Source organism: uncultured Methanobrevibacter sp. (assembly GCF_902770715.1).
Lineage (GTDB): Archaea > Methanobacteriota > Methanobacteria > Methanobacteriales > Methanobacteriaceae > Methanocatella.
Map to the genome: position 1 here is coordinate 1 of NZ_CACXTS010000022.1, position 24,070 is coordinate 24,070.

Here is a 24,070-nt window from a genome sequence, read left to right on the forward strand (position 1 = left end):
TGTTTCCAAAGGTCCTATCGCAGGTATTTACACTTCCAATTGGCCTGGTGCAGCTACTTTAACTGTAGAAAACAACAATATTGATGTAACAGGTTATGCCACTACTGGTAACTATGCATTAGTTGCTGGTATCGAAGCTGAAATCGACGTATTTAAAGCATATAACAACACCATTACTGTTGCTAATGGTGCTGATTATGATGACGCTAACCAAGTCATTGGTGTAGGTATCGGATCCTCATACTTCTATGGAGATACTTCCGCAGACATCAAAGACAACAACATTACTGTTGACGGTAAATATGCTGTATACTACGCAAAAGCAATAAACACCAACGTAACCGGTAACACTTTATACGGACACGAATTAGAAGGTGACGATGCTGCTATTATTGAAGACGGTGAAAATAATATTATTAAAGACAACCTTCCAGTTAAACCTTATGAAGGCATTATTTATGTAGATGTTACTGGTAGTGATGACAATGAAGGTAGTGAAGATGCTCCTGTCGCCACTATTGCAAAAGCAGTTGAATTAGCTTTAGGCAAATCCGGTCAAATCATCGTTAATGAAGGTACTTATGATGTGCCTCAAATTGAAATTACTGGTGATTTAGATATTGCAGGTAATGGAACTGTCGTATTCAAAGCTCAAGACGCTACTAAAAAAGCATTCTGGATTAAATCTGGTAATGTAAACATTTCAGGTGTAACATTCACTAACTTCAATGCAACCTATACTGGTTCTGTTATTCGTGTGGATGCAGGTAGCTTAACTATTGATGATTCAAAATTCATCAAAAACGGTGGAGAAAATAGGCAAGCTCTCATCCAAGTTAAAGGAGCTGACTTGACTTTAACCAATACAGTATTTGAAGAAAACACTGCAAGTAAAACAGGTACTTCATACGGTAACGTTTACCTAACCAATAACGGTAATTTAATCAGCACTTTATATGCAAACAATGTTACCTTTAAAAACAACCACAACAAATACGGTGCATTCTACCTTGGAAGCACTATTGCAACTATTTACAACTCCTCATTCATTGGAAACAATGCTACATCCACAAGCGGAGGAAGTGGTGCTGCAATATATGCAAGCGGTACTGCTACTTACATCAGTTCATACAGTGGTAACTTAATGACTGGTTTAGGTTCATTTGTATTAGTTGAAGGCTGTGAATTCATTAATAACACTGCATTCGGCGGTACATATTACCAAGGTCAAGGTGGAGCTATTTATGTAAACAACAATGTAACAATGAACATTAACGATTGTTTATTCGAAAACAACAAAGTTATGAACACTACCGGTAACGATAAACCTGGTCAAGGTGGTGCAATCTACGCTTCTGCTGGTAAAGTAATTGTTACTAAATCAATCTTTAAAGACAACAAAGCTGCCGAAGGTCCTGAAATCTACATGAGATATTACAGCAATCATTTACACCCTGAAGAAGTAAATACCTTAGAAATCAGCAATTCAATTATTTTGAATGATGGTGTTGCTATTGCGGCTGATTCTACTAACGGTACTTACATTGCTAATGACAACTGGTGGGGTACTAATGACGAACCTGCTGACAAAGTAGTCAATGTAACTGTTGATTCCTGGGCAACCATGGATGCTAGCTTCACTCCTGAAGATGCTCAAGCTGGCGATGAAGTAACTGTAACTGCAGTATTCAGCAATCCTAACTTGCCTGATGGCATTGAGGTAACTTTCACTTCAACAAGCGGTCTAAACACTGTTGTTTCTACTGTAGATGCTCAAGCAAGCACTACTTACACAATTGATGCTAGTGATAAAGAAATTAATGCAACTTCCGGTAGTGCTGTTATTGTGATGCCACTCAGTAGTACTATCGCTACTGTATTGTCTGCTGATGACCTTGAAATGACTTTCAAAGACGGTTCTGCTTGGACTGTTACCTTGACTGACGGTACTGATCCTATTGAAGGTGCTGTTGTTAAAGTCGGTATTCTCGGTAAAACCTACAGTCTCACAACCGGTGCTGACGGTACAGTATCATTACCTGTAAATATGGCTCCTGGTACTTACGATGTCAACGCCGCATTTGAAGGTGATGATACCTATGAATCTTCATTTGTCAATGCTACTGTAACTGTAGGTAAAGCTGTTTCTACTTTAACTGCTGAAAACATGACACTATCTTATAAAAACGGTTCTTGGATTGTTACCTTAACCGGTGCTGAAGGAGTAATTCCTAAAGCCGCAATCAAATTTGGTATCTCAGGTAAAGTCTACACTATCAGAACCGATGAAAATGGTGTTGCAGCATTACCAATCAACTTAGCTCCAGGTACTTATGTAATCAACGCAACATTCGAAGGTAACGCAAAACACGAATCCTCATTCGTTGACGCTACCGTAACCGTTGAAAAAGCAGTTGCAACCTTAACTGCTGAAGATTTAACTATGAGCTATAAAGATGGCACTGCATACTCTGTTACCGTAACCGATGCTAGCGGCGCTGCTGTTGCAGGAACCACAGTCAAATTCACAATCGGAACAAAATCATACAACATCAAAACCGATGCAAACGGTGTTGCAGCATTACCAATCAACCTAAACATCGGTGAATACGCAGTAACTGCTGTTGTAAACGATGCTAAATACACATCCGAAGAAGCAACCCAGACTGTAACCGTAACTGATTATGCTGCTGTCCTCGTCGCAAATGATATCAACATGACCTACCAAGACGGAACCAACTATGAAGTTCAATTAACAACCGCTGATGGCACACCTATCGCTGTTGCAAACTTAGTAGTTAAAATCACAGTTAATGGTAAGTCATACAATATCAAAACTGACGCAGAAGGTATTGCAAAACTACCAATCAACTTAAAAGCAGGTAGTTACACAATAACCGCTGAATACAATGGTGCAGAAATAACTAATACAATAGTTATAAACAAAGCATAAAAAAACACAATATATTTAAAAGGGGTTTATTGAAAATAAACCCTAATCTTTTTCTTTTTTTAAAACAATAAAAATTAGTTTAATTTTACTTTTTAGAGCAGTACACTTTTTTTACAATATAATCAAACATAATTGCCGATTTCATTATTTTTGCATGCAGTGTTTTTTTGTAGCTGAGTATTCAAAAAATTTTTAAATTTATAATTAAATAATAATTAATGATTATAATGAAGCAGGTAATGATTGTTAGAACAGATTTAAAAATGGGTAAAGGAAAAATCGCAGCGCAATGTTGTCATGGATCCATTGGCGCGTATAAAAAAACAGACCCTCAAAAGATTAAAAAATGGGAAAATGAGGCTTATGCTAAAGTAGTTTTGAAAGTTCAGAATAAAGAAGATTTAATAGCGCTTAAAAAATTGGCTGATGAGAAGGGTATCTCCAGTTATTTAGTAGTTGATGCTGGAAGGACTCAGATACCTACATCAAGCATTACAGTTTTGGCTCTCGGTCCTGATGAAGATGAAATAATTGACGAAGTGACTGGGGATTTAAAACTTCTGTAGTTAAACTATCATTTAATGAGGTCTACTTTTAACTAAAGAGGGTTGTGATTATTATCATAAAACAGGTTGTTAAGATTGGGGGAAGCTTATTTCCAAATTATGCAATAGATTTGGCAAAAAAACTCAAAAGCACTAATTCATGTATAGTTTTAGGTGGTGGTGAATTTGCCAATCTTATTCGAAAATATAATGATGAACAACATTTTTCAGAAGAGATAAACCATTGGACTGCCATAGATTGTATGGATATAATAGCCAAACTTGTCAATGATAAGGTTGAATCTGCAAAACTCGCTTACTCAATTGAAGAGATTAATCAAATCTCAAATGAAGGTTTCACACCAATTTTCATAGTTTCCGAATTTTTAAAGAAAGAAGATCCTTTTGAGTGCAGCTGGGATGTGACTTCAGATTCAATTGCAGCATATGTCGCACACCTTCTAAATGCAAACCTTTTAATAGTAACAAATGTAAATGGTATATATACCCAAGAACCTAAAGAGTCCGGTTCAACATTCATAAGTAAAATCGATGCAAAAACATTACTAACTTTTCCAGAGACATCGGTTGATGTAATGTTACCTTCTCTTTTATTAAAGTTTGGGACTAATTGTTATGTTGTGAATGGGAAGTACCCCGAAAGGGTTTTATCTCTTATAGATGATAGTATAAATGATTATAACTTCGATTACACACAAATAACAGGTGATTAAAAATGAAAACTGTAGAATGCATTTCATGTAAACAAGAAATTCCATTAACTGGACCATTCGTTGAATTCGAATGCCCAATGTGTGGAGCAAAAATCGCAAGATGTGAAAAATGCCGTACCTTTGGTCACGGTTACAAATGTGAATGTGGTTTCGAAGGACCATAAATTTTAAATGGAGGAATTAGAATGGGTGAAGTATTAACTACTATGAAAATCATGCCAGACAGTCCTGATGTAGATTTGGAAGCAATCAAATCTGCTATCGAAAGTTCTATGCCTGAAGGTGCAAAAATCCACGATATTGCAGAAGAGCCAATCGCTTTTGGTTTAGTCGCAATTATCTTAAACTTCATTACTGAAGATGGTGAAGGTGGATCTGAACCTGTTGAAGAAATGGTTCAGGCTATTGATGGCGTAGCTAGTATTGAAATTACTGGCGTTGGAAGATTAATGTAAATCTTTCACTTTTAACTTTTTTTTATTATTTTTTTAGATTTTAATTTTGGTTTGGATTTCTTATTTTCAAATATAATTTAGGCATACCTAAAAATTTAGAAACATTTAAATAGTTCTTATGATAACATAATAAATAGTGATAAAATTAGGTCTACCTAAAAATCTAATTTTAATTACTAACTCCAATCTTTTATTAAATTAGTTCTAATTTGATAAAACGCATATAACTACTCTCACGAAATTAAATATGGCTCTCATATTTAATTTCATTAATTTAATTATTTTTAATTCATTGGAAGTGTTATTTATGGCAAATGATTCCAAAAAACCAAAATGTTGTGAAATAGATAAAAAAGATTCAAAGGAGAAAAAAGGTATTCTTAAAAGGTTATGGTGTTTCTTTTTTGGATGTAACTGTCACTAATTTTTTTTTTTAAAATGTATATTTTTTTTTAAACAATATTTAAGTATTAGTAACAAAATATAATTTACATATATTAAATTATAGTGGGATTTTTTATGGACAGAACAAAAAAACTGATTCTTGCAATATTAATCATTGTTTTAATCGGATTGTTTGCGATAATTGCCAGTGTATTCATTGGAAACGACACTCATCTTGATGAAGGGACTAAAACAATTTTAGTTTGTGCAATAGATGAAAGTGAAGATCGTCCGGGAATGGGTGCATGTGATATGGCTTTTCTCGTTAATTTAGATAATGGAACTCTTAAAAGTTATACTCCAGTTTATCCGGGAGGTTTGACTCACCCAACGGCCGCCGAGCCTAGGGAAGCTCAGGAACAGGGTGCTGGTTCAGCATTGCTGCTTCACGATGCTTTCTGGGATGCAGATAATTCCAAAGGAATGCAGCTTGCTAAGGAAATTGTAGAATACCGCACTAACGCTACTGTTGATTCTGTTGTAGCAGTTAATACTCAAGCTTTAGATGCTGTTTTGGATGCTGCAGCTCCTCTTGAAATAAACGGTCAAACACTTAATGCAAGTGGTATTGACTTCATTCGTGAGGAAGACTTCGGTAAGGGTGTAAGTAGAGGGGATGCAGTAATGGAAATTGTTAAAGCTGCTGCAAACTCTGCAAAGGATCCTGTTAAAAAATCAGCAATGATTAATGCCGCACTCGACCAATATTCAAAAGGTAATATTATTATGGATGAACAAGGTGCTTTCGTTGGTTTGTTAGCATCAAAAGGAATTGAAACCTTCTTCGGTTAATTCCTTTCTTTTTTTCTTTTTTAAACTAAATTTTAGGTTCTAATTTTTTAATGAAGACTCCCATAAACATCACAATCATTGGGAAGAATAATGTATAGATTATTAATAATAATTCCGAAGATATGACGTCTCCCATCACTGTTGAACCCGCCATCAGCATTATCAAACTGATTGTTGGAGTTAAGATGGCTATAAATGTGTAAATTAGAATAAATGAGTTTAATTTTTGTGAATATTCCTTTAGTTTTATCTGCATATCAAAGGATATGTCTTGAGCAATCACATCCAGGCTGCCGGATAGATTGCCTCCAACTCTTAAGGTGCTGATAATTTGATGTATGGCTCTTGTAAGCCCCTCGGACTTGACTCTGTGTGACATTTCAAGCAGGGAATCTTCAGTTGACTTACCAAATTTAACTTCCTCTAACACTCTGTTGAATTCGAGGGATAATGAACCGTAGTTAGCATTTTTGATTGTTACCATTGAATCATGAAGCCCTTTTCCAGATTTCAATTCAATCCCCATGTGCCTTAATGCATAAGGAAGCTCTTGGTTGATGTCGGAATAGCTTTTTTGTTCTTTGATTTTTGGATAATACAGAATGAATATGTAAATCATCACAACAACCACCAAAATCATTGATGTGATCTCCAGACTGCTAAACAACAATGATAATATCAGCATTAATAGCACTATTCCGATTGATGTTTTGGTTAGCAGATAGGGTAGCAATGCATTTCTTAAATCATCAAACCTATCCTCCTGTGAGGGCATTTTCACATCAATGTCAATATTCAGCCTTTCAAAAATTGCCGAATCCATTTCCGTGTTTCTTTCATTTCTTTTAATCTCGATATTTTTAAGAGAAAGATTTTTAAGATGGTCAATTATGGATAGGACCACCTCTCCAATTGCAATGAAAAACTTTTCTAGAATTGACATCACCTGTTTAGAATAATTTTGTTTAAAACTTTTTCAGGATCCTTGTAATACAATTCTAAAACTGCATTCACGTCATCCACTGAGCGAATATTCTGATTGACCATATGTTTCAATAAGGTTTCCCGGTTTTCTATTTCTCTGTATATCTCATTTAATGAAATTCCGCTTAAACTGGCTATCTGATTCAATGTTTTGCTGCTCACACCCACATTATCTATGGTATCTCTTTCAGGATTCCACTGAAATAGTTTATTCAATTGTATTACTCCGTTTTCCATTCCAACAACTTCCACAACTTCACTTATTCTTCTGAAGGAAACTCCGGAAGAGGTGTAAATTCTGTTCTGCATAATAATAAAATCAATGGCTTGAATCATTATTTCCGGAACAGACATGGGTTCATTAGTTAATCTTGTAATTGTTTCCCTTGCATCGTTTGAATGCAGAGTTCCAAATCCGGAGTGCCCAGTATTCAATGCGGTAAATAACGTAATGGCCTCCTCTGCCCGCACTTCCCCTACAATTATCCTGTCCGGACGTTGCCTTAAGGAATTCTTAACAAGGTCATTCATTGTCAGTTCTCCCTTATTTTCGACATTTGCGGGACGTGTTTCCATTCTGATTATATGTTCATGAGGTATCTGAAGTTCGAGGGTATCTTCGATTGTGATTATTCTTTCCTTGGGATTGATGAAGGCTGAAAGAGCATTTAATGTTGTGGTTTTCCCGGAACTTGTTCCTCCGGAGATTATGGCATTTGCAGATTTAACGCCTAATCCATCAAAACACAACCATAAGAATGCAGCTAATTCAATGGAAATTGTTTTGGAATTTATCAAATCAATAATTGTAAATGGGTCTTTTTTGAATTTACGGATGGTAAGGGAGGGGCCGTCTGCAGAAACGGGAGGGATTGTGGCGTTAATTCTAGACCCGTCAAGCAAACGCCCGTCTAAAATGGGAGACTCCTGGTCGATTCTTCGGTTAATTTGTCTTGCGATGGAATCAATCAGGTCCATCAGTTCTCTTTCATCATTAAAAATGACATTGGTTTTCATCATTCCGTATTTTCGGTGATATACAAAAACGGGCTTGTTTATTCCGATTATCATAATTTCTTCCAAGTCATCATCCTGAATTAATGAATCAATTTCACCATAGCCTATTATGTCTCGGAGTAGTTTTTGAGACAGGCTGTCCAAATACTTTCGTGAGATTTTTGGGTTGCTTTCAGACAGCCTTAAAAATAGGAAATTTCGGATGTCATTAAGCAGCTTTTCTTCATTCGGTTGGAAATTTTCACCGGATGATATGGCCAAGTCAACTAGATTTGCACGAATTTCTCCTAAAAGAATTTTTTCTTCTGGAGAATAATTTTGTTTAACTACGTCATATTGCGGTATTATCTCATTATTGTTCATATTTTCACCAATGGCGATTTTTAAGTATGTTTAGAGATTAGTAATACTAATTAATATAGTTTTTATTACTTTTGACGGCATAATTTTTAATATATATCAGAAATATAACTTTAATACAATTGTGGTGTCAATAATGATGGACTTGGAAAACAGAATCAATGCTCTAAATCAGTGCGACAAATGTCAGGATGTTCAGATAAAGAAATTTTCTCCTTTAAGGGAGCTAATTGATTTCAATGAACTTGATGGGAACTATATGAAATGTGAATGTGGCAAGAGGCCATTGGATATTGTTATGAGCCATATCTTAAAAATCATGATTGAATCAGGGATAGTCCCTGAAAAAGCTACATTAAGACGAAATTCTCCGGTTCCACTTTCAGGGTTTTATTACAGCAGTTTGAATCCTCAGTTCATTGGAGAAAGATCATTGATTTTACTTCATAAGGACTTTACAGAGGACGTTGCTTCAAGGTTAATCAATGAGGTTCCAGAGGTAAAGTGTGTCTTGAGGGGAAGCCCCCAAGTCCCAACAGGACAATTTGATAAAGATTCGGAAATTAATCACTTCGAGATTTTGGAAGGTGATGACGAACAGATTAATGTAATGAGGACATTGCTTCAGGAAAAAGTTGTCATTGTTAAAAATCAATCAAAACATCACATTGAAGTCGCCATGACTACAGAACAGAAATTGTTGAGGTTGCACAACTATTTGGATAACAATGGGATTAAAAAGGGAATTGCCGTTGATGCAATGTGCGGTCTTGGAGCATTGGGAATCTATTTGTTGAAATATGGATTCGAAAAGGTAATTTTCAATGATATAAATCCCGAAATGATTGAAACTCTGAAGATGAATTTGGAAATAAATGATGTTGATGGTGGATTTGAGATATATAATGAAGCATTTGAAGATTTGGATGTTTGCCATGTGGATTTATGTGTAATAGATGCATATCCTGGAGCAGATATTTCTGAAATTACTCAAAAGGCAGAAAAAATTGCAGATAATGTGATAATTATCTAATTTTTCGCTTCGACTTTAAGCAAACATTTGCATATAAATCACAATGGCGGGAATTATTAAAACGCCCATTAGGTGAGATTTGCCAACGCCAATGTAATGGGGCAGCATTCCCATTGCCGTTGATGTGATTAAAGCTAATGTCATATAAAGAGGGGGAGCTTTGTAATAAAAAATAAAGATGTATAGAATCACAATTTGAAGTATAATAACACCAATTGACATCTTTTTATAATCAACACCGCCCATTAATCTGGAAAAAGAGTCGCCCAGCCTTAAGGATAGGGCCAATGAAACGGATACTGCCAGAAGTGATGCAAAAATGAATATCAATAAATGGTTTATGCTCATCTCTGAAATTAGATAGGACATGTAAACTGCTATTCCGCTTCGGGGGTTGCCGATTATATAAATTGCAATCAGGGAAAATAAGCAGTCTGAAATGTTAAGCCCTGATGTTGCAAGCAGAAAATTCACCGTATCATCATCGTCGCAATCGTTTGTTCCGCTTACTGCCTGTGCTATTACTGTGCCCTGAGCGGGTCCAAATCCTGGAAGAAATCCTAGGATTGCTCCTGTTATCCCACCTGCAAAAATGCTTTTGAATTTATTGTAATCGATGTTTAATTCATAAAATGGATTTTGATGTGGAATTGTCGATGAATCATTTAAGCTAAACAGTATTGTGCTTATTCCGAATAATCCTGAAAACACGCACATTAATGTCACTCCTGAGGATATGGGGCTTTGAAATATAACCCATCCGAGGATTCCTGAAATTACAAACAGCAATGAGGACCATAAGAAATCCCTGAAATTTGAAGTTAAGCTGTAAGTTAGATAGATTGATGCAACAAGCAGTATAGCCCATGTAAATGGCTTTGAAACATCATGCAGGAAGGGCAGGAGTATTGAAAAAATCGGAAGCATTAATATTGTCACGATTATCGCACCAAAGCCACCAACGGATACGATTCGTATGACTTCCTTTGATCTTCCCTGCAAAACCATTCTATGCCCCGGAAGTATTGATGTCGCTGTTCCTTCTTGAGGGACTCCCAAAAGCATTGAGGGAACAAATTCGATTAGTGCGTGTGCTATTGACATCGAAACCATCAATACACAAAGAAATTCCGGCGATACTTTCGTCAATAAAAAATTAGATGAAGCAAATAATATTGCTCCCGCCGTATTAACATGTATTCCAGGTATCATTCCTGTTGTTGTTCCTATTAATATACCTATAAAACAAGCAATAACTAATTCCATCATAGCTATTACTTAATCAAGCTATGATTTAAACTTTGTTTAAGTCAATTAATTAAATTGTAGCTTTTCAATAGGATTGAGGTAATTTTTAAAAAGAGATTTTAAATCAATTAAAATTTTTTTCTATTGAATTCCAATGATTTCATGGAGATTTTAGATAATAATTCAAGCAAATCTTCGCGGGATATATCCAATTCTTCGCAAATCATGTCATCCCACTCTTTTTCTTTTTCGATTAGAAATTCGGATGTTTCAATTCCTTTTTGGGTTAAGGTAATCTTATAAGCGCGCTTATTGTCTTCATCGGTTTCTCTTATAATCAATCCCTTTTCTTCAAAATCTTTAAAAGCTCTTGAAACGCCGCTTCTGTCCATGAGACAAGCTTTTGCAATGTCTGATTGATTGGTACCCATTTCATAGTATAAAAAAAGCAACATATAGTATTGGCTTGGAAGTATGTCAGTTCCGGCTTTGATATGTTTATTCATGTAAAAGTCATGTGTTTTACTTAATGTAATCAAATGATTTACAAGAAATGGGGAGTCTTTTATTATATCATCATATTCTATCATGGCTGTCACTTGATAATATATTATATATTAATCTTTAAATAGTATTTGTAACAATTTATTACCATGAATAAAAAAATCATCATCATTTTAGCAATAATTGGAATTTGTTTGGTGTTATTGTCACCCGTATGCGCTAAGCAAAAGGTTAAGGTAAAAATTTCCACAGATGAGTATCCATTGAACAATAAGGGCATAATCGTGATTAAATTAGTGGACAGTAAAGGAAAACAGATCAAGTCAAGCGGCAAGATAAACTACACAATCACTGATAAAAACGGAAATTACATATGGAAATGCAAATCGTATAATGGTGAAATTCGAGAAAAATACGATATAGGCAAATATAAGGTGAAAGTCGTATTTAAAGGTGATTCACATTATAAAAAAGCTAAAAAAACAAAATCTGTCACATTGAAGAGCAGTAAATTTAATCCATATACATATTATGATGACCATAATTGGGGATTGAATCAAGAAATCGATGATTATATTGAGTATAATTACTGGGATGAAGAAATTTATGATGACCCTTACACCTATGACGGTGAAGGATATTAAAAAAGTTTTTTTTTTTAAAAAAGAGAGACAATTGGTGTTTATTTGAGGAGAGTTAAACACCAATTCGTGTTTTTTCGGAAAATTATTTGGCAGATAGTTTTCCTGCATTAAATTAGAAAATTGTGGAAAGCTAACTTAATGCTAAATTCGTTTTTATATTTTGGAGATTGTATTATTATTGACTAATAATATGTTTTGTTTAAGTGATAAATTTAGGTATGCCTAAACTTTAACTCACTTGTATTAAAGTTGGTTGTCATAGTATATAAATGTTTCTAAAAATTTAGGCACACCTAAATTTTTTATACACTATTTTTCACAAATGAAAATTAGATATATAACAATAGTTATTTTTTATATATAAATGTTTTGCAATAAATCAAAATTATATATAAATTAACCGTATCCCATTAAACGCAATATTCCATATAAAATTAAAATGATTGCCAGTATGATGAGGGAAGTTCTGGCTGAGAAGAATCTTGTTGATCTGAATTCTTCATCTTTAACTGAGCCTTGTTTCATAATCCTTTCCTTTTCAAAAGAACATTTCTGATAAATTTCCTCGATATCATTTGGAAGTCTTCCATGTTCATTCAACATGTTAATTGTTTTATTCAAGTATTTTATTGCTTCTTGATCATTGCCAAGATTCACGCAACAGAAAGCGGCTTTGTAATTGAAATTGGTTATCAATTCCAAATCATCTTCAATTTTGCTTTCGTACTGTATGCAATTTTTATAGTTTTTTAATGCATCTTTATAGTTTTTAAGTTCATATAATGCATCACCCTTTGCATTGAATCCAATTAAGGTATCTTCATTTTGCAGGGATTTGTCCAAATATTCAAGCGCTTCCCTATTCTTTCCCACTTTTTGAAGCATCTGGCCTTTGTATAAATCAGATTTTTCGTCTCCGCCGGTTTGGCTTTCGTATTTGTTGAGGTCTGATAACGCTTCATCATATCTTTTTGCTTGCATTAAAAGCTCGGTCTTACCCATTAAAACCTCATGCCTTGAAATGCGCGGTTTTTCAATTGATGAATATGATTTGTATTTGTCATAGGCCTTGTCCATATATCCAAGAGCTTCATCAACATTTCCTTTGTTGAATTGGGATAATGCTTTGTCGCATAATGCATTTATTGAGCGAGGTTGTTTTCTTAAATATTCATCGAAATATTTTTCACCATAATCGCCGTTGTCATGTGTTTCATCATAATATTGATAATATAATCCCTTTTCTTCAATTGCAGGGATATAATCGGCATCAATCAATAAGTCTAAAATTGTCAGATATTCATCTACATTGTCTTTTCCATGCCTTTTTCGAGCTAATTTAAGAGCTTCCTCATAATTTTCATCTTCAATGTATACTTCTGCTGTTTTTACGGCATCGCTCATCGTATCAACCTAATTTAATATATTTTAAATCCTTCTCTTTTTTATATTATGATTTTTGTATTATTAAGTATTTCGTATTTCTTTGGTATGCCTAAATATTTAAATATAATAAAATTCAATAGAATAATATGTTTAGGTTAACCTAATTTTAGATAAACTTAAACTAAAATAATTTTTTTAGTAATGAATGATATTTTATATTGTTAAAATATGATTCATTTATTTAATCAAAAATGGGAGAATGGTTAATGACAAAATTAATTGTAGGATTAGCAGGAAACCCGAATGTGGGTAAAACTACAGTTTTTAATAGATTAACCGGTATGCGCCAACATGTAGGGAACTGGCCAGGAAAAACTGTTGAAAGGGCAGAAGGTCATTTCAAACATGGAAGCTATGAATATGACGTTATTGATTTGCCGGGTAATTATGCATTAAGTGCTCATTCTATGGAAGAAATCGTTTCAAGGGATTTCATCGTGGATGATGACTCTGATGTTATTATAAATGTAGTTGATGCTGCTAATTTAGAACGTAACTTGTATTTAACAGTTCAAATGATGGAATTGGGTGCAAATTTAGTAATGGCACTTAACATGAACGATTTTGCAAAAAAAAGAGAACACATCATTAATATTAAGTTAATGGAAGAGCTTTTAGGATTCCCAGTTGTTGAAGTTAATGCAAAAACTGGTGATGGATTTGAAGAATTATTAACAACAGTCGAAAAGCAGGCTGCAAATCCAATTGACTCAAGTGAAAAGTTGGCTTATGGTAATGATATGATGGGTCATTTAATGGATTTACAAGCAGTGATTGAACAGGATAATAATCTATTGGATGTTCCTTCAGTTTGGACCGCAATCAAGTTATTAGAAAAAGACACTATTGTTATAGAAAAAGTTCAAGGATCTTCCAAAAGTTCCCAAATATTTGCTCAAGTTGATAAAGTGAGCACACATCTTAGGGATGTATACAAGGAAGGTCCGGAAGAAGTTATTGCAAATGCGAGATATGCATTTATTGATGGTTTAATGGCGGAAGCGGTTAAAAAACCGGCTGTTGAAAAAGAAAGCACTACTGATAAAATTGATAAAATTGTAACTAACAGGCTTTTGGCTCCATTCATATTTATCATAATTATGTATGCAATGTTCCAATTAACATTTACAATTGGAGCTCCTTTCCAAGATATGATTGATGAAGCATTCTGTGCTTTAGGTGCATGGGTTGCTTCTTTCCTCGGAGAAGGTTTATTCTCCTCATTAATCTGTGACGGTATTATTGGTGGTGTAGGTGGTGTTCTTACTTTCTTGCCTATTATTATACTGATGTTCCTGTTCTTAAGCATATTAGAGGATTGTGGTTACCTTGCAAGAGCAGCATTTACTTTGGATATAGTGATGCACAAAGTCGTTGGTCTTCACGGTAAAGCATTTATTCCAATGATTTTAGGTTTCGGTTGTGGTGTACCGGCTATTATGGCAACAAGGACCATGGAGAATGAAGGGGACCGTATGCTTGCAATGATGCTTGTTCCATTCATGTCCTGTACTGCAAGATTGCCTATTTATGGTATATTCATAGCTGCATTTTTCGCTAAAGATCAAGGATTGATGTTACTCTTGATTTATGTATTGGGTATTGTTGTTGCACTTATTGTTGCAGCTATCCTCAAGAGAACCATGTTTAAAGGATTATCCACTCCGTTTGTAATGGAATTGCCGACTTATAAGGTTCCTTCCGTAAAAGGTATATTGTTACATACCTGGGAAAAAGTAAAAGGATTCTTAAGAAAAGCTGGTACTATCATTCTTGTTTGTTCAGTAGTTTTATGGATTTTACAAAACATCTTCCCATGGGGAGGAACAGATCCTCAAATGAGTCTTTTAGGTATGATTGGTACTGTGATTGCACCGATATTCGCCCCATTAGGATTCGGAACCTGGCAGGCCGCTGTTGCAATCATTGCAGGTTTAGCTGCTAAGGAAGTTGTAGTTGCAACATTCGGTACTTTAGCAGGTATGGAAGAGGATGACGAAGAAGGTATTACTGCTTTGGTACATGATACTTTCACCCCATTGTCCGCATTTTCATTCATGGCATTTACCTTATTATACACCCCATGTTTCGCAGCTATTGGTGCAATCAAACAAGAAACCAACAGTTACAAATGGGCATTGACTATGTGTGCAATCACATTAGTTACCGCATACATCGTATCCTTCTTGATTTACAATGTAGGTATGTTGGCAGGATTCGGATAGGTGAGTAAATGCGCAGCAAAAGCGGAATCAAAGGTGTAAAAATTCCAAAAAATGATGAAGATTAGTTTCATCTAATTTTCATTTTTTTTTAATTTTTTTAAATTTTTAGTCATAACTAAAATATTTATATACTGGTTATGACATAATATAAATTAACGAATTTTTAGTATACCTAAAAATTAATTTTTATGGTGATAATATGAAAACCTTAAAAGATACAAAACCGGGAGAAACAGTTACTTTAGTAAAATATCACGATACTGGTGATGTTGACTTAAGAAGACATTTATTAGGTATGGGTTTTGTTAAAGGAGCAAAAATTACTGTTAAGAAAGTAGCTACTTTAGGAGATCCTATTGAAATGTCTGTAAAAGGCTATGACGTTTGCCTTCGTAAAGAAGAAGCTGAAAACATTGAAGTGGAATAACCTTCAATCTTTTCATTATTTTTTTTAATCCAATTTTAATTAACGGTGTTATATTATGAAATGCAGAATGTGCGGTTTTGAATTTGATGAATCTCAGATAGAAAACAGGGGATGTTCCAGTTGCGGCAAGCATGGATGCAATAGCATACACTGTCCAAACTGCGGATTTGCAAATTCTCCGGAATTGGATCAGGAATTTGAGTTTATCAATAAACTGAAAGATAAGCTTAGAAAAAAATCAGCAAATTAATTTTTTTTAGCATTCAATATCTCTTCAACTGTTTCATCAACAGTAATTTTTTCAGTATCAACATCTAATCCATTTTCTTTTAATTTATATAAAATTTCAGTTGTGATTGGTGCTTTTAGATGTGCTTTTTTTAATAATTCTGTATCTGAAAATATTTGGTGCTTATCGCCTTCAGCTATTATCTCGCCGTCATGCAATACGAATATCTTATCCGCAAAATGGTTTACCATATCTATGTCATGTGAAGAGATTACAATGCTCATTCCTTCATCATTAAGATTATTTAGGATATTCAATACCTTATCAACACCTTCGGGGTCAAGACCTGCAGTTGGTTCATCAAGAATCATTATTTCTGGTCTCATCGCAATGATTCCTGCGATGGCAACTCTTTTCTGTTGACCTCCACTTAAATGATGGGGTGTTTTATCTTCGAATCCGCTCATGCCTACCATTTCCAGGGATTCTTTGATTCTATTTTTTACTTCATCATAATCAAGACCCAGATTCATAGGGCCGAATGCAACATCTTCTTTAACTGTAGGTGCGAATAATTGGTCATTAGGGTCCTGGAATACTATTCCAACTTTTTGCCTTACTTTAAGTAGCTCTTCACGTTCAAAAATTATCTTTTCACCGTCAATTTCAACGTGTCCGGAGGTAGGTTCGCTCAAACCGTTGAAATGTGAAAACAATGTTGATTTGCCGGCACCGTTAGGACCCATAATAGCTATCTTTTCACCTTTTTTAATTTGGATATTTACGTTTTTTAAAGCCTGGGTTCCATCAGGATATGTAAAAGACAAATTCTTTGTTTCTAAATGTATTTTTTCCATTTTCGACACCTAATTAATTGATAAGTTTTGACCGAAGTAACCTAACTGACCACTATATTTGAATATAATGATTTCAAGTATGATTACGATAATTATGATTGCAATAATAAATAAATAGTCACTTTTTTCCGGGGATCGCTTTTCATCAAACATTTCTGATGCATCTGAAAATCCACGGCTCACCATACTTTTGTGAACTCTTTCCCCTTGCTCATATGCTTTTAAAAACATCATGCCTATTGTATAACCGACCTGTTTGACTCTCCATTTGTAAGGGGTGTTGTTTCCGTGAATATTAAAGTTTCTAGATTTTTGGGATTTGCGAATAGCCGCAAGTTCGTCCACAAACAAGAATAAAAATCTTACCATGATTGACAGTATCATTGCAAGGTCTCTTGGCATTTTCAGTTTTCTAAAAGAGCTCGCCATTTCCTGCAGGGGTGTTGTTGATGAGTATATGATGATTGCAGTCAAACAAACAATCATGCGCACTAACAGTAAAATTGCCCAATTCAGACCACCATCAGTGATATGCAACCAGGAATAGCTCCAGATTATATTTCCCGGTTGAATAAATGGTTGGAATATTATGATTGCTCCTCCAAATGGAAGCAGCATCAACAATCTTTTAGCGGAATCCCAGTATGATAAGTCAGCTATTTTAAGGATTATTAACAATATTGTCTCCAATACTATTGGAATAAAAAGTTCTTTAGACATAACGCAAACAAGAATTACGAATATGGTAAAAATCAGTTTTATTCGCCCTTCCAAATTATGTATGAGGCTATCTTTTGATGCCAAATCATCAAATCTCATTATTTGTGTTATGTCAACCATGTTTATTCACTGTTATAATATTAAAAATTAGTAATATATTATTATTTTGTCATGTCTGTTTCATTATTTTTAAATTACTTTTTAAAAAAAGGAAAAAATAGAAATTATGAGATAATTTCTACTTTTTAACAACGTATGCAACTCCAAATCCCACAAATAAGGTTACAAGAGCACCTATAACCAGCGCAACTATTTGTAATGGCTGGCTGTCAGGATTATCGGCAAACGCATAATCTGGGAATATAGCATCAGGGATGCCGTTTATTTCTTCAATTGCAAAATCTTCTGCAAGACCGGAGTCTTCAGCTGATTTTTCGAGTCCATCAGGGTCGCCAGATGCAATGTATGGTGAAAGACAACTTATGATGATACAAATGACAACTGCGACAACTATTAAATAAGTATCTTTTTTCTCCATTCTATGCATCTCCTTCTGTTGCGTTATTCCATGCAAGTAAATCAGGTCTGAATTTATCCAATGCCATAAGAACGATTACTGTTAATACGGCTTCGATAATTCCAATGAAGAAGTGGTATAAGACCATTGATGGAATACCCACATTCACTGGGAAAGTTCCAGCGATTGCCATTTCGATAGCACATGCAAGAGCTGCAAGTACTGTAGCTAACCATGCCGCAATTCCAGCAGCAGGGTATTTTCCAATAATTCCATTTAAATATTTAAAGGTGTATAAACCTACGAATCCTCCAATGATTGCCATGTTCAAAACATTGGCACCTAATGCAGTGATTCCTCCGTCTCCAAAGATTAATGCCTGGATAAGCAAAACAACAGTGAATACTAAAACAGCCGCTTCCGGAGCAAGGAACACAATTGCCACTAATGCACCTCCAACCATGTGCCCACTTGTACCGAATGGAATCGGCATGTTCATGGACATGATTGCGAAGATACCTGCAGCAAGCACAGCTAAAAGGGGGATACGTTTTTCATCTAAGTTGGATCTTGCCCATTTCACAGAGAAGTACAATGCAACAATTAAAATTACATAGTATATGATGCACTGGGTAATAGGTATAAATCCGTCAGGTATATGCAATTCAATTCCTCCATTTTCCATAAAAGTAATACTTTTTTGATTTTTATTTATAAATAAGTATTACCTTTTGAGTATTAATTTCAGTTCTTTTTAGTAATATCAAGTTTATTGGGAGTTTTATTAAATTAACTGGTTAATAAATCCGTTAAATTCCTTGACATTTAATATTTTAAAATTATTTGGGTATATAAAGGTTATTAAAGTAATACAAATTAGTATTATTTATTCATTTTTGTAATACTCTATGTAAAAAAAAGTTGTCAATTTCTTGATTTTGCAAGGTTAATTAAATAGATAAAAATAGCTATTGCAAAATATAATAAAACTTGAATGTCCAGAATTCCGGTTTCAATTCCCAAAATTAAATATGTTAAAATCAGGGAGTAAATTCCAATATAAAAATAATTTTTGGTTATTCTCATTAGTTTAAATCCGATGCCTAAAACGAATCCTAAAATCAGCATCTCGACGGCAACACCGAATTTTCCGAAATCAATTACCATCTGCCCAATGAGTGTCGGTGTAATTGTCACTTCGCTTCTCCATGCAATCAGCTTTCCAACCATCATTCTTGGGCCCAAGTCGCTTCCGGGAATTGAACTGGCCAAGAGCTGCCCATGGGTGATTCCAAAGTTGCCTCCGATGAAATCCAATAGATTCAGAACATGCAAGGTAAAGTCGGCTCGGGATTGCAGTGAGTAGATTGGACTGGTTGATGCAGTTATTGTCATCTCGCCTAATGAACGAAAATAACCAATTCCAACTATTGCACCTACACCAATTGCAGCACCAATTACAACTTCCCAAAGAGAAACGATATTTCCATAGAAGCCTATTATAATTATGATGAGAAATGCTGCAAGTAGTGGTGTCCTATAACCTAAAAGCAATAAAAATGCACAGTCAATCATGAGTAAAAATATGAATCTAAATCGTGCCTGGGAACGTGTGATTTTTTCATCCTGATAATCCTTTAGATAAGCACTTGCAACCAAACAGGTACCTGGGATAATTAAAAACACAGGCATTGTAAATATTGGCTTTAATAAATATCTTATTGAAGGCTTTAAAAGAGGTATTCCTCTAACAGATGCAATGCTTATAAAGAAAAATACGATGCTGACCAAAATTAAGCAGAAGCCAATTGAATAGATGTCCCTTTTCTCAAATTTCAATATATTTTGATTTGATTTGTTGAAAAAATATTTTGGAAGTATTGCAGATCCTATGAAAAACGCTACAAATCCGATTAACAGGGTAATGACTAAGCTTGTAGATGGGCTGTTAATTGATAATAATAGGAACATTGCAAATAGGAACAGAACAACTAACGGATGAAATATATGGTTTTTTAGAATTTGGTTCTTGTTTAAAAAACTTAAGAAGTTCTCATCAGGATACAATTTTTTAAAGAAGCTGTTGACCCATTGGGTTTCAACAAACTCTAAAATGGAAAATATTGTTGTAAATAAGAAAGATTTGTGAAATTCATCACTAATCTTGTTTATCATTGAAGTTAAAGTAGAATAAATAATGCTCATATATTTACACAACTTAGAATTTTCTTATATTTATAACGTCATAGTTATCTTTAATTTGATTTAACTGGCTGTCACTACAATTGTAGATTCTTATTGTAATTTCATCAGTAATTCCATTAACATTGCCCAAGATTGAATTTGCGTCATTAATGTTTTGTTTGTCTGCTTTTTCAAGCACTAATCCATTTCCCAGTCCAGTCACAGGTGTTTTAATTGCCGCTCTTTTATCTTGTGAATTGATTTTATTAATTATTTCTTGGATTTTTACCAAATTAATTGAATCAAAAGATATTGTAGTTGAAATTTCATATTCGGCACCTGATAGATTTTTGTTTAAGTCATTCACTGAAGATATCTTTTCTGGATTGGCTTTAATTTCCACTAGATTGTCGTATTTGCTTCCATCAGTTTCAAGTGAAATTTTATCTATGTATATGTCCGCTTCCGGAACGCTTTTGTATAGGCCAGCTAGATGGCTGGTGTTTTCATCTTCAATTAACAGTTTAACATCTGATCCACCATTATCCCCAATCCATTTGAGAGTACCATTTACGGTTGCTTCTTCGCCATTAGTTGCATTAAACCCTTCAACAACAGCTTTTACAATATATCCATCTTTATAATAATTAGAATATGTATCGGGAATTTTATTTATGGTGGATGCATCAAATGCTGTTTTCTGTATGTTTGAAGAATCGTCTGTTGCAATATGTATAAATGCAAAAGCTATGGCAAATATGACTAAAATTATGATTAAATAATCAATCAAAGTAAATTTTTCTTTCATAATATGACCTAATCTTCATAAATTGCTCCAACTGGGCAAACATCAACACATTCGCCGCAATTATCACATTTTTCAGGATCGATAATGATGGTATATGCTCTCCTTTGAATAGCTTCTTCCATACATACATCGATGCAATCTTCACAAACTCCACATTCTTCCATATCAACTTTCAATTAATACACCATTTAAGTTTTTAAAAATAATATGATTAAATTTAATATCTTAATGTTTATATACTTTGTTAATAATAATTTTATTAGGAATACCTAAAAATTTTATTATGGTGAATTCATGATTTTTAATAAGACTGTTTCGTTAATTTTATCAGCATTATTTTTTATATTTCTGGGCCTTTTGTTCTCATCAATATCTGTGATGTTTCTGAAAGGCGGATTGCTCCCGATTGTTGGTCTTTTTTTATTTGTAATTTTTTATTTCATTACTAGGCTATTCTATAATTATTTAAGAAATGATGATTACTATAAGAACACTCGTCAAAGATCCAGTGACAAAAAAGGCGAAAAATACATAACAAAAGGTGATTTTGATATTAAAAAGCTATTGATTGTTGTTTGGGTAATTGTAATTCTAATTTTAACTTCTGTTTCATTGTGGTTATATTCCTACAATAACGGATTAGTATATTAAAACTTATTATAATCGTAATGTTTATATATTATGAAAATAAATATTACTATTGTATGCAAGGGTGCCCGAGCGGCCAAAGGGGAAGGACTTAAGATCCTTTGGCATAGGCCTTCGAGGGTTCGAATCCCTTCCCTTGCACTATTTTATAAATTTCTAATATTTTTCATTCCTGATTTTGCCTTAGTGGCTCAGCCGGTAGAGCGCCACCTTGGTAAGGTGGAAGTCGGGGGTTCGAATCCCCCCTAAGGCTTTCAAACTATTTTTTTTAATATTTTCAATATTTTAAGGTTTTTCGTTATTTTAATATTGATAATTCAATCGCTCTCAGATTAGAGGAGTGTAATGATGTTGCAACCGTCTACCAAAACATTTGGGGCGTTGGAAGTTATTTTGAAAAATTACAGGATGCACTAAATATTGCTTAGATTCAACCTTAAAGTTTAAATTAATTAAAAATAAATAGTATTCATGACATTATTTTTATTGATTAAATTATTCGGGTGAATTATGAACTATAAGAAAATTATATTGGTTGGTTGTATTTCAGCATTTGTTGCTGGCTTAACATCAATAATGGGTGTTGCAGGTACAATTATCGGTTCAGTTATTTCATCTGTTCTTTATAATATGCTTACGGAAGCGTTAGAAAAGCCTGTTGGACAAGCCACATTCAGTACAGATTTCGAATGGGAAATTGCATATATATTTCCTATTGTTGTAATAGCCTTAATTCAATTGCTTTTAATCTTTGCATTGCTGTCTGAAATGGGTTTCTTGCCGTATACTTTCCTGAGTGTCTTTTTGTCCATTCAAAATTTTGCGGATAACAATCTCTATAAGCTTTTAGGTATGGCTTTGATAGTCATGAGTGTTTATCCATTGGTGTTAAAACCGGACATCATTAAAAAGTCTAATGGTGCAATTATCGCTTTTGTCGGAATTATATTTTTAGCACGTGGTTTTGTCGATGTCGAAAACAGAATCACCGACCTTTATGATGCGGTATTTGCTTATTTTGATCTTCCAATAGCCATTATCGCTTTTATATTGTTGGTATTTGTGATTTACAGCATATTGGTTTCTGCAAGAAATTCCGAAAATGAGTATAAGTTAATTAAGCATAGCATCAATGAGAGCAACTTTGAAAAAAGCAATTTAAATAAAGTCCACCATTCTAAAAAGCATGATGATTTTGATTATGAAGCTAAAAGTCATGACATGAAGTCAAATCTTAAAAAAATTAATAAATCAAGGCACAATGTTGAAAAAGGCTCCGAAGTAACATTTAAAAATCATATAGATCAGAAATCAGGTATTAATCAATCATCTGGAAATATCCAATTTGAATCTAATGACTTATTAGATGACTATAAAAAGTAGAGATAAAATGAGTAAAAAAGATAAAACATTAAAGGAGATTTTGGACATCATTTTGTATGAAAATCCTTCAACACAAGATGAAATTGCCGAAAGGTTGGGAATTACTCGCAGGTACGTAAATCAACTGTTGCAGCCTCTTGTTAAAGAGGGCATTATAAGGAGAGCATATACAATTGATTTTAAAAGTTATGAATCCATTGCACAGTCTTTAAGCGATTATTCCAGTCCAAAAAACACTAAAGGGAATGTAATTGTCAATGATATGCTGGCAAATATGGCAAGGCATGTTCACTCACAGCTTGAAGCTTCATTTGATTCAGTTTTGGAATATGATGAAGAAAAGGCAAAAAAAGCTTTGGAAATGGATTTTGCCACAAACAACATGGTTGAAAAAATAAGAACTTCCGTAGAAACCATTGTTAGTATGAATTATCATTCCGAATTTTCAAAATCTGTGCTTTATAATGAAATTGCATATGACCTGGAAAGAATTGGGGATTACTGCGGTCATATTGCCAAATTCGTAATTAATGATATTTATGAGATTGATGATATTATAATGAAAAATCTGAAGAAAATGTATAACATAATTCAAACAATGATTCCATTGTCAATGAAAGCTTTCATTGAGGGAAAAACAGAATTAAAAGACGATTTGATGGAATTAAATGAATCTGTACATATTATTCAAAATAAATCCATCAACCAAATCGCAGAACAGATGGCTGAAAGTTCTTTTGATGAAAAAGAGCGTTCAAACTATTTTATTTATTTATTCAGGCTTGTTAAAGCATTTAAAAGAATAGGAGACATCTCTGTTGAAATGATGGATGTGGCCATCGAGTTTCATGATAACATTCCAAGGCCTACAACTCCTAGAACATTCAGATAAAAAAAGAAAGAAATTAGATTG

26 protein-coding genes and 2 tRNA genes are annotated in these 24,070 nt (G+C 34.0%); 16 read left to right on the top strand and 12 right to left on the bottom strand.

Annotation, left to right across the window (positions count from 1 at the left end; translation table 11 throughout):
• The 6 genes from QZU81_RS07285 to QZU81_RS07310 all read left to right on the top strand — a co-directional run.
• On the top strand, nt 1-2,953 hold a 2,953-nt coding region (locus QZU81_RS07285; RefSeq protein WP_295590826.1), incomplete at its 5' end, for a hypothetical protein.
• Nucleotides 2,954-3,180: 227 nt separating this feature from the next.
• On the top strand, nt 3,181-3,519 hold the full coding sequence (pth2, locus tag QZU81_RS07290; RefSeq protein WP_292850017.1) for an aminoacyl-tRNA hydrolase: 339 nt from the start codon (nt 3,181-3,183) through the stop codon (nt 3,517-3,519).
• 44 nt (nt 3,520-3,563) lie between these two features.
• Complete coding sequence (locus tag QZU81_RS07295; protein WP_292827605.1) at nt 3,564-4,232, top strand: delta 1-pyrroline-5-carboxylate synthetase; 669 nt, start codon at nt 3,564-3,566, stop codon at nt 4,230-4,232.
• 2 nt (nt 4,233-4,234) lie between these two features.
• Nucleotides 4,235-4,396 carry a zinc finger domain-containing protein gene (locus QZU81_RS07300; RefSeq protein ID WP_067040441.1) on the top strand — a complete coding sequence of 54 codons (162 nt, stop codon included), beginning with the start codon at nt 4,235-4,237 and terminating at the stop codon, nt 4,394-4,396.
• A 21-nt stretch (nt 4,397-4,417) separates the two neighbouring features.
• Complete coding sequence (locus QZU81_RS07305; protein WP_292827607.1) at nt 4,418-4,687, top strand: elongation factor 1-beta; 270 nt, start codon at nt 4,418-4,420, stop codon at nt 4,685-4,687.
• A gap of 519 nt (nt 4,688-5,206) precedes the next feature.
• The gene (locus QZU81_RS07310) at nt 5,207-5,923 is read left to right on the top strand and encodes a DUF4012 domain-containing protein (protein WP_295590832.1); all 717 of its coding nucleotides are present in this window, start codon (nt 5,207-5,209) and stop codon (nt 5,921-5,923) included.
• Nucleotides 5,924-5,948: 25 nt separating this feature from the next.
• On the opposite strand, the gene QZU81_RS07315 is transcribed toward QZU81_RS07310, so the two are convergent.
• Both QZU81_RS07315 and QZU81_RS07320 read right to left on the bottom strand, forming a co-directional pair.
• Nucleotides 5,949-6,866 (bottom strand): type II secretion system F family protein, encoded by a 918-nt coding sequence (locus QZU81_RS07315; RefSeq protein WP_295590834.1) that lies wholly within the window; start codon nt 6,864-6,866, stop codon nt 5,949-5,951.
• Nucleotides 6,866-8,287 carry a CpaF family protein gene (locus tag QZU81_RS07320; protein ID WP_295590836.1) on the bottom strand — a complete coding sequence of 474 codons (1,422 nt, stop codon included), beginning with the start codon at nt 8,285-8,287 and terminating at the stop codon, nt 6,866-6,868. Before QZU81_RS07320 ends, QZU81_RS07315 begins: the two co-directional genes overlap by 1 nt.
• A gap of 133 nt (nt 8,288-8,420) precedes the next feature.
• On the opposite strand from QZU81_RS07320, the gene QZU81_RS07325 reads away from it, so the two are divergent.
• Nucleotides 8,421-9,317 carry an SAM-dependent methyltransferase gene (locus tag QZU81_RS07325; protein ID WP_295590839.1) on the top strand — a complete coding sequence of 299 codons (897 nt, stop codon included), beginning with the start codon at nt 8,421-8,423 and terminating at the stop codon, nt 9,315-9,317.
• A gap of 15 nt (nt 9,318-9,332) precedes the next feature.
• Here QZU81_RS07325 and QZU81_RS07330 read toward each other — a convergent pair whose 3' ends face one another.
• On the bottom strand, nt 9,333-10,586 hold the full coding sequence (locus QZU81_RS07330) for a tripartite tricarboxylate transporter permease (RefSeq protein WP_295590841.1): 1,254 nt from the start codon (nt 10,584-10,586) through the stop codon (nt 9,333-9,335).
• 107 nt (nt 10,587-10,693) lie between these two features.
• Nucleotides 10,694-11,155, bottom strand: a complete 462-nt coding sequence (locus tag QZU81_RS07335; RefSeq protein WP_295590843.1) for a MarR family winged helix-turn-helix transcriptional regulator — start codon at nt 11,153-11,155, stop codon at nt 10,694-10,696.
• 63 nt (nt 11,156-11,218) lie between these two features.
• Here QZU81_RS07335 and QZU81_RS07340 point away from each other — a divergent pair, with 63 nt between their 5' ends.
• Nucleotides 11,219-11,713, top strand: a complete 495-nt coding sequence (locus tag QZU81_RS07340) for a hypothetical protein (protein WP_295590845.1) — start codon at nt 11,219-11,221, stop codon at nt 11,711-11,713.
• A 396-nt stretch (nt 11,714-12,109) separates the two neighbouring features.
• Here the strand turns inward: QZU81_RS07340 and QZU81_RS07345 are convergent, their stop codons facing one another.
• Nucleotides 12,110-13,117, bottom strand: a complete 1,008-nt coding sequence (locus tag QZU81_RS07345; RefSeq protein ID WP_295590847.1) for a tetratricopeptide repeat protein — start codon at nt 13,115-13,117, stop codon at nt 12,110-12,112.
• Between the two features lie 248 nt (nt 13,118-13,365).
• Between QZU81_RS07345 and feoB the strand changes: the two genes are divergently transcribed.
• The 3 genes from feoB to QZU81_RS07360 all read left to right on the top strand — a co-directional run bounded on the left by feoB (nt 13,366) and on the right by QZU81_RS07360 (nt 16,061).
• Nucleotides 13,366-15,384: a ferrous iron transport protein B gene (feoB, locus tag QZU81_RS07350; protein WP_292849996.1), complete on the top strand. Its 2,019-nt coding sequence runs from the start codon at nt 13,366-13,368 to the stop codon at nt 15,382-15,384.
• A gap of 199 nt (nt 15,385-15,583) precedes the next feature.
• Entirely contained in the window at nt 15,584-15,811 is a 228-nt protein-coding gene (locus QZU81_RS07355) for a FeoA family protein (RefSeq protein ID WP_292827637.1), read from the top strand.
• 55 nt (nt 15,812-15,866) lie between these two features.
• Nucleotides 15,867-16,061, top strand: coding sequence for a hypothetical protein (locus tag QZU81_RS07360; RefSeq protein ID WP_295590849.1), 195 nt, complete (start codon nt 15,867-15,869; stop codon nt 16,059-16,061).
• On the opposite strand, the gene QZU81_RS07365 is transcribed toward QZU81_RS07360, so the two are convergent.
• From QZU81_RS07365 to QZU81_RS07395, 7 genes are all read right to left on the bottom strand, one after another.
• Nucleotides 16,058-16,897: an ATP-binding cassette domain-containing protein gene (locus QZU81_RS07365; protein ID WP_295590853.1), complete on the bottom strand. Its 840-nt coding sequence runs from the start codon at nt 16,895-16,897 to the stop codon at nt 16,058-16,060. The two genes, QZU81_RS07360 and QZU81_RS07365, sit on opposite strands and share 4 nt — an antisense overlap.
• A 9-nt stretch (nt 16,898-16,906) precedes the next feature.
• The gene (gene cbiQ / locus QZU81_RS07370; protein WP_295590855.1) at nt 16,907-17,737 is read right to left on the bottom strand and encodes a cobalt ECF transporter T component CbiQ; all 831 of its coding nucleotides are present in this window, start codon (nt 17,735-17,737) and stop codon (nt 16,907-16,909) included.
• Nucleotides 17,738-17,855: 118 nt separating this feature from the next.
• Nucleotides 17,856-18,164 carry a PDGLE domain-containing protein gene (locus QZU81_RS07375; RefSeq protein ID WP_295590857.1) on the bottom strand — a complete coding sequence of 103 codons (309 nt, stop codon included), beginning with the start codon at nt 18,162-18,164 and terminating at the stop codon, nt 17,856-17,858.
• Nucleotides 18,157-18,798 (bottom strand): cobalt transporter CbiM, encoded by a 642-nt coding sequence (gene cbiM / locus QZU81_RS07380; protein WP_295590875.1) that lies wholly within the window; start codon nt 18,796-18,798, stop codon nt 18,157-18,159. The genes QZU81_RS07375 and cbiM overlap by 8 nt, the downstream gene beginning before the upstream one ends.
• Before the next feature lie 260 nt (nt 18,799-19,058).
• Nucleotides 19,059-20,339, bottom strand: a complete 1,281-nt coding sequence (locus QZU81_RS07385) for an oligosaccharide repeat unit polymerase family protein (RefSeq protein WP_295590858.1) — start codon at nt 20,337-20,339, stop codon at nt 19,059-19,061.
• 13 nt (nt 20,340-20,352) lie between these two features.
• Nucleotides 20,353-21,126, bottom strand: a complete 774-nt coding sequence (locus tag QZU81_RS07390) for an adhesin (RefSeq protein ID WP_295590860.1) — start codon at nt 21,124-21,126, stop codon at nt 20,353-20,355.
• A gap of 8 nt (nt 21,127-21,134) precedes the next feature.
• Nucleotides 21,135-21,302, bottom strand: a complete 168-nt coding sequence (locus QZU81_RS07395; protein ID WP_292849983.1) for a 4Fe-4S binding protein — start codon at nt 21,300-21,302, stop codon at nt 21,135-21,137.
• 118 nt (nt 21,303-21,420) lie between these two features.
• On the opposite strand from QZU81_RS07395, the gene QZU81_RS07400 reads away from it, so the two are divergent.
• The 5 genes from QZU81_RS07400 to QZU81_RS07420 all read left to right on the top strand — a co-directional run bounded on the left by QZU81_RS07400 (nt 21,421) and on the right by QZU81_RS07420 (nt 24,049).
• The gene (locus tag QZU81_RS07400; RefSeq protein WP_295590862.1) at nt 21,421-21,777 is read left to right on the top strand and encodes a hypothetical protein; all 357 of its coding nucleotides are present in this window, start codon (nt 21,421-21,423) and stop codon (nt 21,775-21,777) included.
• A 55-nt stretch (nt 21,778-21,832) separates the two neighbouring features.
• Nucleotides 21,833-21,915 (top strand) — tRNA-Leu (locus tag QZU81_RS07405).
• Between the two features lie 39 nt (nt 21,916-21,954).
• Nucleotides 21,955-22,027, top strand: a tRNA-Thr gene (locus tag QZU81_RS07410).
• A 257-nt stretch (nt 22,028-22,284) separates the two neighbouring features.
• Nucleotides 22,285-23,157: a hypothetical protein gene (locus QZU81_RS07415; protein WP_292849979.1), complete on the top strand. Its 873-nt coding sequence runs from the start codon at nt 22,285-22,287 to the stop codon at nt 23,155-23,157.
• A 7-nt stretch (nt 23,158-23,164) separates the two neighbouring features.
• Nucleotides 23,165-24,049: a phosphate uptake regulator PhoU gene (locus QZU81_RS07420; RefSeq protein WP_292849977.1), complete on the top strand. Its 885-nt coding sequence runs from the start codon at nt 23,165-23,167 to the stop codon at nt 24,047-24,049.
• The last annotated feature ends 21 nt before the right edge of the window (nt 24,050-24,070 follow it).